This is a genomic window from Massilia soli, from assembly GCF_016809835.1.
GTDB lineage: Bacteria > Pseudomonadota > Gammaproteobacteria > Burkholderiales > Burkholderiaceae_D > Telluria_A > Telluria_A soli.
The window spans coordinates 529,081-542,504 of record NZ_JAFBIL020000001.1 but is presented as its reverse complement, the minus strand read 5'-3'; the positions used below and the strand labels follow the sequence as shown (position 1 = coordinate 542,504).

Here is a 13,424-nt window from a genome sequence, read left to right as displayed (position 1 = left end):
ATGTGAGTTAGCGCACTGTCGGTTTACTTTACAAGGGCTCAACAGTACACATCAGTCAGCTTGCGTTTGATCATATAAGTCATTGATTTTAAACAAAGCTGCCACTGCTGGCACGGAAGCTGCTTATACAGGTTGGCAAGCAAGAATTTTTAAAGATTCCAGCGACATCAACCAAATAAAGTAAATCGGAGCCACAAATGATCAAATTCAACAAAATCGGCAAGCTGGTAGCCGGCGCAGTCCTCGCAATGTCGAGCTCGGTAGCCCTGGCTGACCACGTTCCAGGCATCGCGTTCAACGAGAAGTCGTTCACGATCAACCCAAGCGCAATCGGCGAAGCCGGCTGCGGCGGCGGCACCTGCACCGCAACCTTCCTCGATTTCAGCTACAAAGCTGAAGTTGACCAAGTCCAGACCGGCGCGGCCACCGCATCGTTCAACGAAACCGGCGGCGGCTACTTCGGTACCTTCCGCACTTCGCTGGGCGGTCCAGTTGTCGGCGGCACGGGCCTGAACAACAACTACAGCATGTACTTCGTGTTCAGCGCAGCTGGCAACACCGCACTGAGCGGCAGCACGATCGACGGCACCTTCACCAGCTTCAACTACACGATGTATGTTGACCGTAACATGGACACCATCATCAGCGACGCACAAGCTGGCGGCGCCGACCAGTCGATCGCAGTTAGCGGCGGTAACGCTGACGACGTCGCTGTGCTGACTGGTTCGTTGCGCGAAGGCGGTTTCCACATTGCCCAGGGCCTGGCTAACGGCGACTTCAACGTCATCGCTACCGCATTCGCAATGAACGGCTTCTTCGGCGGCGAAGCATTCGCCAGCGGCCAGGCATACACCGACATCAACGGCGTGAACTCGATCATCCGCGGCATCCCACAGGGTAACCCGTTCGCTAATACCACCGACATCACCATCGACGGTTCGGGTAACACCTCGTTTGAGCCAATCGAAGGCGAAGTACCAGAGCCAGGCAGCCTGGCACTGTTCGGCCTGGCACTGGCTGGTGTAGCATTCGCCCGCCGCAACAAAAAAGCATAAGAAAAAGCGCTGCTTCGGCAGCGCAGGTTGACTCGCTCAATCGCTCGATGCCGTTCAGTCTGACTGAACGGCATTTTTTATTGGGACAAAGAAAAGCGCACCGCGGCGCGCTTGTTGCGCTTCGCGCCACAGATCAGGCGGTTTTCGGCGAGAGGAAGGCTTTGTGGAACAGGTGGCGCGCCAGCAACAGCGGCGGCATCCGCAGCCAGTTGGCGCGAATGTACAGCATCAGCCGGGCCGGCGCGGTTGCGGGCCGGTCGATGCTGGGATGCGCGGGCAGCATGGCGTGGCCAAGCAGCCAGTCCATCGCCCCCAGCACGAGCCGGTTGGGCGCGTCCAGCCTGCTGTTTTCCATGACGTGCCCGGGCACCGCGGCGCCCAGCAGGCGGTCCGCCCAGCGCAGCGCATAGAATAGCGGCCGCCCAAGCTCCAGCTCGCGCGCCCGCGCCACCAGGCCGTCCCAGAACGCCGGGTCAGCCGAGAAGTGGCGCAGCAGGCGCTCGATGTCGACCAGGTCGCGCAGGCCGTGCTCGAATTCGCCGTAGAACAGGTGGGTGGTGCTGTGCAGCACCATGTCGGCGGGGGCCAGCGTCAGGAATCCCGGTTCGCCATCGATTGCCACTGCCGCGGCGCGCAGCCTGGCTGGATCGGGCCGCGCGCGCGCCGTCTCCGGCAAGATCGCGTGATGCACATCGATCAGGGTATCGCGCTTGATATTCTGCATCGGCGGCAGTTCGTGCATCCACTCGCGGTAATAGCGCTGGTCGTAGGCGTCGGTGTGGGTGCCGACCCAGCCGTGCATCATTAATGCGGCCTCGACTTCATCGAGCATCGGCTTGGGCACCAGGATATCGATGTCGGAAAACATCCTTCCGTCGGCAGGCGGCAAGCCGGCCACCGCGTAGGCGGCGCCCTTGAGCAGCACCGGCCGCAGGCTGAGCCCGGACAGCGCGCGGCGGATCTGTTCGACTTCCCAATGCACCGCGCGGCGGTGGCGCAGCGCCAGCGTCGCGGCCCAGTCGAGGTGAGTGCGCGGCTGCGGCGGCACCGTGTCGAGCAGGCTGCGCTCGGTCAGCAGGCTGCGCAGCCTGCCGACCAGGCGCGCGCTGCCGGCCTGGCGCAGCAGCAGGTCCCAGTCGGCAAGCCCGAGGCCGGCCATCAGCGCCGGCTGGCGCAACACCGCGATCAGCAAAGGCGCGCCGCTCATGCGGGATCCTGCGCCAGCCGGGCGAACGTGGCGATCGCATCGTCCAGCGCGCTATAGGTGAAGCTGTAGCAGGCGCTCTGGTCGATCACGTCGCCAAGCGCGTCGAAGCCGGCCTGGCCCAGCACCGTGTAATTGAACGAGTTGGCCGCCAGCTGCATGAACGCGCCAGCCTTGGCGAGCGGCGCGAGCACGGCCGCAGTCCCGGCCTCGTATTTCGGAAAAACCACCCATGCGGGGCGGGCGGTCTCGGCGGCGCGCGCCACGCTGGCGCCGGGCGCTTTCAGGTGCGCGACCGTGCCCTTGACGGTATCGTGGACCAGGCGGCTGAACACGGTGCCGCGGACATACTCGCGGATGATGCCGATCGAGGCGTTTTTCAGGCTGACCGGGCGCGGCAGCGGTTCAATCAGGCCGTCGCGCAGCCTGATCATGGCCAGCTCGTCGGACAGCAGGCGCCAGCCGTGGTGGATCAGCGCGGCGCACAAGGTGCTCTTGCCGGAACCGGGCGGGGCCGGCAGGATCACGGCGCGGCCGTCCTTCTCCACCACCGCCGCGTGGATCACCAGATAGCTGTGGGCGCGGCTCGAGATGCACCAGTTCAGGCCCCACTCGAACATCGGGAACGCCTGGTCGAGCGGCAAGGGGCGAAACATCGAGCCGCCATCGTATTCGAACCTGACTTGCGGGCGGAACCAGCGCCGCAGCCCGGGCGGGCGCGACAGTGCGATATGAAAGTCGGCGAACTGCGCGTCGTCGCGCAGCGGATAATCGGCGTACAGCAGGGCGATGCCGTCGGCCACGCTGGCAATCGGGGTGCGCACCTGCGTGATGAAGGCGCCGGTCTGCAGGCGCAGGCCGGGTCCGGCCATGCGTTTGCCCAGTTCGGCGCGGGTCAGCGACGCCACGGTCAGCATGGGGTGTGCTCGATCAGCGCAAGCGCGCGCAGCTCGTCGAGCATGGCGGGGATTTCGTCGATTTCCTGCTGGTCGAGTCCGAGCGCCAGGCGCAGGCGTTCGGCCAGCGAAGCGGCGCTACCGGGGGATTGGGCAACGGCCAGCAATAGCTGCATGGCGCCGCCGTCGAGTAAATGGGTGTCGCCCGACAGGTTGTTGAAGACCAGGTAATCGTCATCCCAGCCCCGCTGGCGCAAAGCCTGTCCGGGCACCACCCGCCAGCTGCAGTTGTTCACGTACCGCTCAGCCCATCGTACCCTGGAGGTAGTCGACGACATCCTGGGCATACCAGTTGACGCCGGCGGTCGGGTTGTACACGCCGCGGCGGCTGATGTCGTTCCAGATCTCCTGCAGCGCGGGAACGGTCAGGAATCCGATCTTGCCGGACATGATGTTGAGGTAAGTGGCGACCATGTGGCGGCCGATGCCGTTGCGGTCCCAGCGCTTGGGGACGAGCATGTCGGCCAGCGTGCAGGCGTGGTATTTCGAACTGGTGCTGCACGAGAAGATCGTGCCGAACGTCATGGCGCGGTCGGTCGGCCAGCCTGCATGGTTCTTCCAGTAGCCGGGGGAGCGTCCTTCGCAGGCGATGACCTCGCCCGGCTTCTGGCTTTGCAATCCGCCCGAAAGCGAGCCCGACGGCGCGGTGCAGATATCCACCGCCATGCCCGCCTTGCTGGAAATGGTGACCAGGGCGGCGGACGCGCCGACACCGGCACGGGCGAAGCGGCGGCGTGCGGCGCCGCGCGCGCTGATCTGGTTGTGCGGCGCCGGTTCGGCTGCTTGCTGTTCTTGATAGGTCACGTCAATTCCTCGAAAACTGGCCGGGGGCCGGCATGCGTTATAGCTGCGCGCAGCGCGCACAGAATATTGTCCAAAGCAATATCCATTCCAGTTGGAAACATCGCCGCTGGAATGTCGTTGCCGATCAAGTACTTACGCCAAGACGGCGCGGACAGATGTCAGCCACCGACTTGACATGGCACAATGATTTGTAAGGTATCTCGACAGTATGTGCGCCGATGATGACACAGGACAGCATGCAAAAGCACGTCGCTTGCTGAAATACAACGCCAGGTGGCGTGAGGCAAGGAGCGGCGCGGCCCCGAGGCCGCGCCGGTCTGCTTAGAAGTAGCTTTCCGGGATGACCAGCACGTCGCCTGGGAACATGAAGGTGTTGGCCGAAATATCGCCATCCTTGATCAAGTCTTCCAGGCGCACCTTGACGGTCTGCTGCTGGCCGTTGACGGTGCGGATGATCGTGGCCCGGTTGCCCGAGGCGAATTCGGTGACGCCGCCGACGGCAATCAGCACATCCATCAGCGACATGTTGCGGCGGTACGGCAGCGCCTGCGGACGGGCGGCGGCGCCGATGACCCGGACCTGCTCGCTGAAGTTGCCGACGAAGCCGGTGACGATGACGGTCACGACCGGCTGCTGGATGAACTTGGCCAGCGCTTTTTCGATGTCGCGCGCCAGTTCGGTCGAGGTCTTGCCGGCTGCCTGCAGGTCTTCGACCAACGGCGTGGTGATCTTGCCGTCAGGACGCACCGGTACGCTCTGCGAGACTTCCGGATTGCGCCAGACCACGATCGACAGGTTGTCGCCAGGGCCGATCAGGTAATCGTTCTGCGGCGCGGCAACCTGCGGCTGCTGCGGGCCGGCCGGCTTGCTGAACATCGCGCATCCGCCAAGGGACAGCGCCGACAGCGCGAGCGCGGAATAAGCCAGCAGTTTCATCATTTTTTGTCGAAGAATGTTCACCTGGAGTTCCTTTTGCCTAAATGGTGGAGCGCTTGCGGCGGGATCAGCGGTCGTCGTGAGCTTGATTCCCGCAAGCAACTATGCTTTCAAGAATTTCTATTTTAGCATGCATTTTTTTTCGTAAAAGCTGCACGATTGCAAATTTGTTGCTTAGTCGTTTTTCCGATCCAGCAGCTGGCGAATGTACGTTGCCGGAATAGCGTAAGTAATGCCGCTCGGCGTAGAAATCGCCGTTTCTTTCAAGCCTTTGACCAGCACGGCATTAATAATGCCGTATACGACGCCGTCTTCCGGATCGTACAAGGGACTGCCGCTGTTTCCCGGATACGCAGTGCCGTCGAGCTGGAAGATCAGGAACGGGGACTTTTGCAGCTGGCTCAGCACGCGCGGGTTGAGGTTGCGCGAACCGAGCTGCGGCATCACCGCCGGCGTGATTGCCGCCAGCATGGCGCGGTGGGTCGCATGGTTCAGGCCCAGCAGCATGCCCAGCGGAAAGCCGGTAAATGCCAGGTCGCGCCCTTCCAGCACCGTGGCGGAGTCGCCGATGGTCAGTGCCGGCAGTGGCGCCCCGCTCAGCCGCAGATGCGCCAAGTCGTGTTCCTTGTCCAGGCCTGCCAGCGTGGCGGGCCGGAATTGCGCCTGGCTGCCGCTGCCGACAACCACGCCCAGCGTCTCGCGGTTGGCCACGTCGAGCAGGTCGGGAATGCTGTGCGCATTGGTAATGACGGATAGCCCGTCGCCCACCACGAAGCCGGTCGCGGCGAAGCGTACCGCCGGGGTACGGGTGCGCTGGTGGGTGCCGATCCCGACCACCGATGGCTTGACCGCTGCGATCGTGCGGCTGAGCTCAGCGGCCTCGACGGGCGTATGTGCAACACAAAACAGCACGAGGACGGCGGCGAGGGCGCTGGCCGACGCGAAAGCGTTGCGATAAATAGGGTTGCGAGCGATCATAGGGCAGACAATTGATAAGCACGCCAGGAGAGGCGACGGACCAGACTATACGGCTCCCTAGAGAAACGCAAGAATTGCCCAAAAGAACGTTGATCAGCACGGTTGAGTGTTGTCATTTTGTCTTATTTGACGCGCACGATTGCGTTTTGGCATCGCAATTTTCTAGTCTGTGCGAAACTCTTTTTTCGCAGAAATAACGAAATCCATTTTGGGTTTTTTCACACTTCGCCCGCAGGCTTATCTTGCTGTCGAGGCAAGGAAAAATCACGGATTTAGTAGCAACAAGTAATGGAATGTCATGTATGATATGACATTAATCAATGCCTGAAGGCAATTTTCCTCTAGCTAGACTGTAGCTGGCAGGGGTGGCTTGCAGTGCATCCAACAATACGTGGCGGCCTTTTGGCCGCTCTTGGCGTGGCCGGGATCCGGCCAGCTATTACAGGCGAGAACGACAAGATGGCAGAATTAAGCGCCCTGATGACCACCTTATTGAAGGCGATCTGGAAATACCGCTGGTACGCGGTCATTGTTTCCTGGATCGTCGCGATTATTGGCTGGGTTTTTGTATACCGCATGCCCGACGACTACCAGGCTTCGGCCCGGGTCTACGTTGATACCCAAAGTATCCTCGCGCCGCTGCTGGCCAGCATGACCACCGTCCCGAACATCAACCAGCAGGTCGGCTTCATGCGCCGTACCCTGATCAGCCGTCCGAACGTCGAGAAAGTCATGCGCACGGTCGACCTCGACATCAAATCGAAGACGCCGGCCGAGCACGAAGCGATGGTCGATGAGCTGATGGAGAAGATCACCATCACCGGTACCGAGCGCGACGATATTTACACGATCTCCTACAGCAATCCAAACCCGAAGCTGGGCAAGGACGTGGTGCAGGCGCTGTTGAATATCTTCGTCGAAGGCAGCTTCGGCAACAAGCGCCAGGATTCCGAACGCGCGGTCCAGTTCATCGATGACCAGATCAAGACCTACGAGACCAAGCTGGCCGAGGCCGAGAATGCGCTCAAGGACTTCAAGATCAAGAACATCGGCATGCTGCCGCGCGAAGGCGGTTTCAGCAGCCAGATGAATTCGGTGACCGACCAGCTCAGCCAGGCGCGCCTGGAGCTGTCCGAAGCCGAGCAGGCGCGCAATGCGATCGCCCGCCAGATCGGCGCCAACAGCGGCGCCACCCGCGTCAACGGCGCCACCCAGGTACCGTTCGACAATCCGGAACTGGACGCCCGCATCTTCAACCTGCAGAAAAACCTCGACCAGCTGCGCATGCAGTACACCGAAGCGCATCCGGACATCGTCGCGGCCAAGCGCCTGATGGTCCAGCTGGAAGCGAAGAAGGTCGAAGACGCCAAGCGCACCCGCACCGCGGCCGACCCGGTGATGCCGGTCAGCCCGATGATGCAGCAGCTGAAGGTCCAGCTGGCAAGCGAAGAAGCCCGCGTCGCCTCGCTGCGCGCCCGGGTCAACGAATACGCCTCGCGCAGCGCCAAGCTGAGCTCGCAGCGCGAGATCGCGCCGGAAGTCGAAGCGCAGCTTGCCCAGCTCAACCGCGACTACGAAATCAACAAGGACAACTACGAGAAGCTGGTCGGCCGGCGCGAAGCGGCCAAGCTGTCGGGCGACCTGAGCTCGGCTACCGACATGCTGACCTTCCGCGTGGTCGATCCGCCGACCGCGCCGCTGGTGCCGTCCGGTCCTAACCGTCCGCGCCTGATGTCGGTCGTGTTCCTGATCGCACTGGGCGCCGGCCTCGGCGTCGCATTCCTGATGAGCCAGCTGCGCCCGACCTTCATGGCCCAGAGCACGCTGCGCGAAGCCACCGGCCTGCCGGTGCTGGGCGCGATCAGCATGAACTGGACCGCCGAGCAAAAAGTGAAGCGCCGTTCGCGCCTGTATGCGTTTTCCGCAGCCGTTGTCGTGCTGTTCGGCGTATATGGCGGCGTGATGGCGGCAATTCTGATGAGGCCGTCGCTGTAACAGCGGCGACCAAGAGGGAATATTATGAGCATTATTGAAAAAGCAGCAGGCAGGATCGAACAAAAGAAGGAAGAGCCGACCATCGGCGCTCCAGCACCGTTGAGCGCGCCTGAAGGCATCATCGAGCGTTCGATGCATGCCAAGGCGCCGGCCGCGCCGGAGGCTTCCGTTGCGCCGGCCGCCAAGGCCGCCCCGCAGCCAGGCGCCGCCCCGGCCAAAGAATCGCCGATCGCCCCGCGCCCAGGCGCCCGCGTCGTCGAACTCGACCTGGCACGGATGCAGGCCATGGGCCTGGTCACCGCCGCCGGCGGCCGCACCGCGCTGGTCGAAGATTTCCGCATCATCAAGCGCCCGCTGCTCAAGCGCGCCTTCGCCGAGCCGGCCCAGAACGGCCGTCCGGGCAACCTGATCATGATCACCAGTTCGCTGCCGGGCGAAGGCAAGACCTTCTGCGCGATTAACCTGGCGATGAGCATTGCCATGGAACTCGACCACACCGTGCTGCTGATCGACGCCGACGTGGCCCGCCCATCGGTGCTGAGCACCCTCGGCCTGCCGGCCCACCCGGGCTTGATGGATGTCCTGCTGGACGAGTCGCTCGACGTCGCCGACGTCATGCTGCGCACCAACGTCGACACCCTGTCGATCATTTCGGCCGGCAGCAGCAATCCGCGCGCCACCGAACTGCTGGCCAGCCAGACCATGAACGCGCTGGTCGAGGAAATCGCCAACCGCTATCCGGACCGCATCGTGATCTTCGATTCGCCGCCGCTGCTGCTCACCAGCGAAGCCCACGTGCTGGCTGCCCACATGGGCCAGATCGTGGTTGTGGTGGAAGCCGAGGCGACCACCCAGCACGCCGTCAAGGAAGCGCTGGGCCAGCTCGAAGGGCTGGACAATGTCAATCTCATCTATAACAAGACTCACGAGTTCCCGGGAACGGAAACCTATAACTACAACTATGGCTAAGCAGCGTCGTCAAGCAGTCCTGGCGCTGGCCCCGCTGGCCCTGCTGCTGTCGCAGCCAACCCAGGCGGCGTGGAAATTCACGCCGACGCTGGAGCTGCGCGAAACCTACACCGATAACCTGCGCCTGGCCCGCGAAGGCCGCGAACAAAGCGACTGGATCACCGAAATCACGCCCGGCTTCACCGTCTCGAAACGGTCGGACCGGGTGCGCTTCGACGCGACCTACCAGCTGCACTATTTCGCCGGCGCCAGCGACATTGGCGGCGAAGTCGACCGCGCCCAGTCGGCGCTGGCCGCGCGCCTGAACGCCGAACTGGTCGGCGACTGGCTGTACTTCGACGGCGCCGCCAGCATCAGCCAGCAGCCGGTCTCGGCCTTCGGCCCGCTGCTGAGCGACCGCGCCTACGCCAACATCAATAACACCGAAGTGCGCACCTATAGCGCCAGCCCGTACCTGCGCCACCGCTTCGGCTCGACCGCGACGGCGGAGCTGCGCTACGTGCGCGACAAGGTCGACACCGGCCGCAACCGCCTCGGCAACAACGATGGCCAGACCATCGCGCTGTCGGTCGCCAGCGGTTCGCGCTTTACCGATCTGGGCTGGAACGTACTGCTGCGCGAGCAGCGCATCGACGACGACCTGGCGCCGGAAACCAGCGCCGCCGTGGCATCGCTGGGCCTGCGCTACCGGCTCGGCCGCACCATGGCGCTGACCGGCAACGTCGGTTACGACAAATACGACTATGCCGCGCTGGGCGGCGTCACCGAAGGCCGTTCGTGGTCGGTCGGCGGCATCTACACGCCGAGCAGCCGCACCCGCATCGAGGCCAGCGCCGGCCGCCGCTTCTACGGCGACAGCTACAGCCTGTCGGCCAGCCACCGCGCGCGCCGCGCCGTGTTCTCGCTCAGCTACAGCGACGCCGTCACCAACACCCGCTCGCAGTTCCTGCTGCCGTCGACGGTAGACACCGCCGCCTTGCTCGACAGCCTGTTCCTGTCGGCGATCCCGGATCCGGTGGCGCGCCGCGCCGCGGTCGAGGCCTACATCCTGGCCACCGGCCTGCCGCCGTCGCTGGCCGACAGCATCAACTACTTCAGCAACCGCTACTTCCTGCAGAAGCAGCTGCGCGCCGCCGTGGTGCTGCGCGGGGCACGCACCCGCACCGTGCTGTCGGTGTACGGCACGCGCCGCACCGCGCTCTCGACCGCCGAGGCCGACAGCGCGATCCTCGGACCGAGCTCGCTGACCCAGAACGACAACACCGAGCAGCGCGGCGCCAGCGCCGTGTGGAACTACCGCCTCGATGGCAAGACCGATTTCAACGCCAGTGTCGATGCCTACCGCGTCGAATCGATCACGACTGGCCTGGTGCGCAACCACAGCGCCACCCGCCTGTCGCTGCACCGCCAGTTCGAGCGCAAGCTGTCCGGCGTGCTTGAGTTGCGCCGCATCACCGGGCCGGTACTGGGCGGACGCGACAAATATGTCGAAAACGCGCTCTCGGCCGGCGTCATGATGAAGTTCTAAGAGAAGCGAGCAACGCATGTATGAAAATTATTACGGTCTCTCCGACAAGCCGTTCCGCCTGAGGCCAGATCCCCACTTCTTTTACGGCAGCAAGGGCCACAAGCGCGCCATGGCTTACCTCGAATACGGCCTGTCGCATGGCGAAGGCTTTATCGTCGTGACCGGCGAAGTCGGGGCCGGCAAGACCACGCTGGTGCGCAACCTGTTTAACCAGCTGCCGTCGGACCAGATCGTCGCCGCCCACATCGTCAACACCCACCTCGATGCCGAAGACACCTTGCGCACCGTGGTGGCGGCATTCGGCCTCGAATACGAAAACGCCAGCAAGACGGCGATGCTGGCGCGCCTGGAACAGTTCCTGCGCGCCTGCGACGAGCAAGGCAAGCGCGCCTTGCTGGTGGTCGACGAAGCCCAGAACCTGACCCCGCGCGCGGTCGAAGAACTGCGCATGCTGTCGAACTTCCAGACCGACGAAAAGTCGCTGCTGCAGACCTTCCTGCTGGGCCAGCCGGAATTCCGCACCACCTTGCACAGCGCCGGCATGCAGCAGCTGCGCCAGCGCGTCACGGCCAGCTACCACCTGGGGCCGATGGATGCGGAAGAGACCCGCGCCTACATCGAGCACCGCCTGCACACGGTCGGCTGGCGCGACGACCCGACCTTCAGCGACAACGCCTACGCGGCGATCTTCGACTACTCGGGCGGCATTCCGCGCAAGGTCAACGCCTTGTGCGACCGCCTGCTGCTGATGGGATATCTGGAAGAGCTGCACGCGCTCAAGGAAAAGGACGTCAACGAGGTAATCGCCGACATCCAGTCCGAATACCAGGTGCCGCAAGGCGCCGCGCCCGCGCAGGATGATGCCGGCGCCGATCACGAGCGCCATGCGCATGTCCCGAACCTGGACAACCCGGGCTACATGGACGAGCGCATGATGAAAATGGAAAAATCAATGGCTTCGGTCCTGTCGATACTGAAAAAGATCGTCACCGCGCTGCCGGCGCCAACGCAAGCCACGGACAATAATCAAGATGAACGACCGACTGCACCCTAAGGCGATTGCGGACACCGTGATCCGCAACGCCATGACGATCGACGTCGAGGACTACTTCCAGGTCTCGGCGTTCGCGCCGGTGATCGACCGCGACAGCTGGGCCGGGCGCGAATGCCGGGTCGAGCGCAACGTCGAACGCATCCTCGCGCTGCTGGCGAAGCAGAACGTGCACGCCACCTTCTTCACGCTGGGCTGGATCGCCGAACGCTATCCGCAGGTTGTGCGCAGTATCGTCGCCGGCGGCCACGAGCTGGCCAGCCACGGCTACGGCCACCTGCGCGCGTCCGACCAGACCCGCGACGAATTCAGGGACGACGTCACCCGCAGCAAGGCGCTGCTGGAAGATATCGGCGGCGTCCGGGTATTGGGCTACCGCGCCCCGAGCTTCTCGATCGGCACCGCCAACCTGTGGGCGCTCGACGTGCTGCAGGAAGCCGGCTACCGCTACAGCTCCAGCATCTACCCGATCCAGCACGACCACTACGGCATGCCGGACGCGCCGCGCTTCGCGTTCTACCCGAACGGCCCGGACGGCCTGCTGGAGATCCCGATCACCACCGTGCAAGTCATGCAGCGCAAGCTGCCGGCCGGCGGCGGCGGCTACTTCCGCCTGCTGCCATACGCGCTGTCGCGCTGGATGATGGAACGCGTCAACCAGGTCGACGGCCAAAGCGCGATCTTCTACTTCCATCCGTGGGAAATCGACCCTGGCCAGCCGCGCCCGGAAGGCGCCAGCATGAAGAGCCGCTTCCGCCACTACGTCAACCTGGACCGGATGGAGGGCCGCATCGCCCGCCTGACCCGAGATTTCAAGTGGGACCGCATGGACCGTATTTTTTTGGGTAAGTAATGAGCTCTATCATCGAAGCAGTACAAGAAAAAAAAGCGGCCGCCGCGGCGATCGCCGCGCGTCCGACCGTCCACCTGCTTGAGCCGAAGGACATGGCGCGCTGGGACGCGTTTGTCGACAGCTGCCCGGAGGCGACCTTCTTCCACCGCGCCGGCTGGCAAACCGTGATCCAGCGCGTCTACGGCCACAAGACCTGGTTCTACTACGTCGAACAAAATGGCAAGATCGTCGGCGTGCTGCCGCTGGCCGAGATCAAGAGCCGCATGTTCGGCCACTCGCTCGGTTCGCTGCCGTTCTGCGTGCTGGGCGGGATCGTCGCGACCTCGGATGCGGCGCGCCCGCTGCTGGACGACGCCGCCGACAAGCTGGCCCGCTCGCTCAATGTCGGCCACCTCGAAATGCGCAACCTGCTGCCGCAGCACGCGGGCGATCCGAACTGGTACCAGAAGGAGCTGTACGTCACCTTCCGCAAGGAGATCAGCGCCGACGACGAAGCCAACCTCAACGCCATTCCGCGCAAGCAGCGCGCGATGGTGCGCAAGGGGATCAAGCTGGGCCTGACCGGAGAGATCGACCAGCATGTCGACCGCTTCTTCATCGCCTATTCGACCAGCGTGCACCGCCTCGGCACCCCGGTGTTCCCAAAGTCCTACTTCAAGGTCATCAAGGAAGTATTCGGCGACGCCTGCGAAATCCGCACCATCGTGCGCGGCGACCAGATCATCGCCGGCGTCCTGAGCTTCTACTTCCGCGACGAAGTGCTGCCGTACTACGGCGGCGGCATGCCGGCCGCGCGCGAATGCGCCGGCAACGACTTCATGTACTGGAACCTGATGCAGGCCGCCGCCGCGCGCGGCTGCCGCATCTTCGACTTCGGCCGCAGCAAGCTCGGTACCGGCGCATTCGACTTCAAGAAGAACTGGGGCTTCGAGCCGACCCCGCTGGCCTACGAATACCGCCTGTACGCGTCGACCGAACTGCCGGACAATAACCCGCTCAATCCAAAGTACCAGCTGTTCATCAAGGTATGGCAGAAGCTGCCGATCAAGCTGGCCAACTTCCTTGGCCCGTTCGTGGTCAGGAACCTGGGGTAAG

Annotated in this window: 13 protein-coding genes; 7 read left to right on the top strand and 6 right to left on the bottom strand. The window is 63.6% G+C overall.

Annotated elements, in window-relative coordinates; translation table 11 throughout:
• Positions 1-197 precede the first annotated feature (197 nt).
• Positions 198-1,055 carry a flocculation-associated PEP-CTERM protein PepA gene (gene pepA, locus I4X03_RS02475; RefSeq protein WP_223465102.1) on the top strand — a complete coding sequence of 286 codons (858 nt, stop codon included), beginning with the start codon at positions 198-200 and terminating at the stop codon, positions 1,053-1,055.
• Positions 1,056-1,188: 133 nt separating this feature from the next.
• Here pepA and I4X03_RS02470 read toward each other — a convergent pair whose 3' ends face one another.
• The 6 genes from I4X03_RS02470 to I4X03_RS02445 form a co-directional block, all read right to left on the bottom strand.
• On the bottom strand, positions 1,189-2,262 hold the full coding sequence (locus I4X03_RS02470; RefSeq protein WP_223465099.1) for a nucleotidyltransferase domain-containing protein: 1,074 nt from the start codon (positions 2,260-2,262) through the stop codon (positions 1,189-1,191).
• On the bottom strand, positions 2,259-3,176 hold the full coding sequence (locus I4X03_RS02465; protein WP_223465098.1) for an HprK-related kinase A: 918 nt from the start codon (positions 3,174-3,176) through the stop codon (positions 2,259-2,261). The genes I4X03_RS02470 and I4X03_RS02465 overlap by 4 nt, the downstream gene beginning before the upstream one ends.
• Positions 3,170-3,451, bottom strand: a complete 282-nt coding sequence (locus tag I4X03_RS02460; RefSeq protein WP_223465096.1) for an HPr-rel-A system PqqD family peptide chaperone — start codon at positions 3,449-3,451, stop codon at positions 3,170-3,172. Before I4X03_RS02460 ends, I4X03_RS02465 begins: the two co-directional genes overlap by 7 nt.
• A 7-nt stretch (positions 3,452-3,458) precedes the next feature.
• On the bottom strand, positions 3,459-4,019 hold the full coding sequence (locus I4X03_RS02455) for a hypothetical protein (RefSeq protein WP_223465094.1): 561 nt from the start codon (positions 4,017-4,019) through the stop codon (positions 3,459-3,461).
• Positions 4,020-4,340: 321 nt separating this feature from the next.
• On the bottom strand, positions 4,341-4,958 hold the full coding sequence (locus I4X03_RS02450) for an XrtA/PEP-CTERM system exopolysaccharide export protein (protein ID WP_223465092.1): 618 nt from the start codon (positions 4,956-4,958) through the stop codon (positions 4,341-4,343).
• A gap of 171 nt (positions 4,959-5,129) precedes the next feature.
• Positions 5,130-5,933 (bottom strand): S1 family peptidase, encoded by an 804-nt coding sequence (locus I4X03_RS02445; RefSeq protein WP_223465090.1) that lies wholly within the window; start codon positions 5,931-5,933, stop codon positions 5,130-5,132.
• Positions 5,934-6,392: 459 nt separating this feature from the next.
• Between I4X03_RS02445 and I4X03_RS02440 the strand changes: the two genes are divergently transcribed.
• Genes I4X03_RS02440 through I4X03_RS02415 form a run of 6 tightly spaced genes read left to right on the top strand, consistent with a single transcriptional unit; the run spans position 6,393 to position 13,423 of the window.
• Complete coding sequence (locus tag I4X03_RS02440; protein ID WP_223465088.1) at positions 6,393-7,928, top strand: XrtA system polysaccharide chain length determinant; 1,536 nt, start codon at positions 6,393-6,395, stop codon at positions 7,926-7,928.
• A gap of 24 nt (positions 7,929-7,952) precedes the next feature.
• Positions 7,953-8,897 (top strand): XrtA-associated tyrosine autokinase, encoded by a 945-nt coding sequence (locus tag I4X03_RS02435; protein WP_223465086.1) that lies wholly within the window; start codon positions 7,953-7,955, stop codon positions 8,895-8,897.
• Positions 8,890-10,425: a TIGR03016 family PEP-CTERM system-associated outer membrane protein gene (locus I4X03_RS02430; RefSeq protein WP_223465084.1), complete on the top strand. Its 1,536-nt coding sequence runs from the start codon at positions 8,890-8,892 to the stop codon at positions 10,423-10,425. Before I4X03_RS02435 ends, I4X03_RS02430 begins: the two co-directional genes overlap by 8 nt.
• 16 nt (positions 10,426-10,441) lie before the next feature.
• Positions 10,442-11,479 carry an XrtA/PEP-CTERM system-associated ATPase gene (locus tag I4X03_RS02425; protein WP_223465082.1) on the top strand — a complete coding sequence of 346 codons (1,038 nt, stop codon included), beginning with the start codon at positions 10,442-10,444 and terminating at the stop codon, positions 11,477-11,479.
• Complete coding sequence (locus I4X03_RS02420; RefSeq protein WP_223465080.1) at positions 11,457-12,329, top strand: XrtA system polysaccharide deacetylase; 873 nt, start codon at positions 11,457-11,459, stop codon at positions 12,327-12,329. The genes I4X03_RS02425 and I4X03_RS02420 overlap by 23 nt, the downstream gene beginning before the upstream one ends.
• Positions 12,329-13,423 carry a FemAB family XrtA/PEP-CTERM system-associated protein gene (locus I4X03_RS02415; protein ID WP_223465078.1) on the top strand — a complete coding sequence of 365 codons (1,095 nt, stop codon included), beginning with the start codon at positions 12,329-12,331 and terminating at the stop codon, positions 13,421-13,423. The genes I4X03_RS02420 and I4X03_RS02415 overlap by 1 nt, the downstream gene beginning before the upstream one ends.
• Position 13,424: the final 1 nt, after the last annotated feature.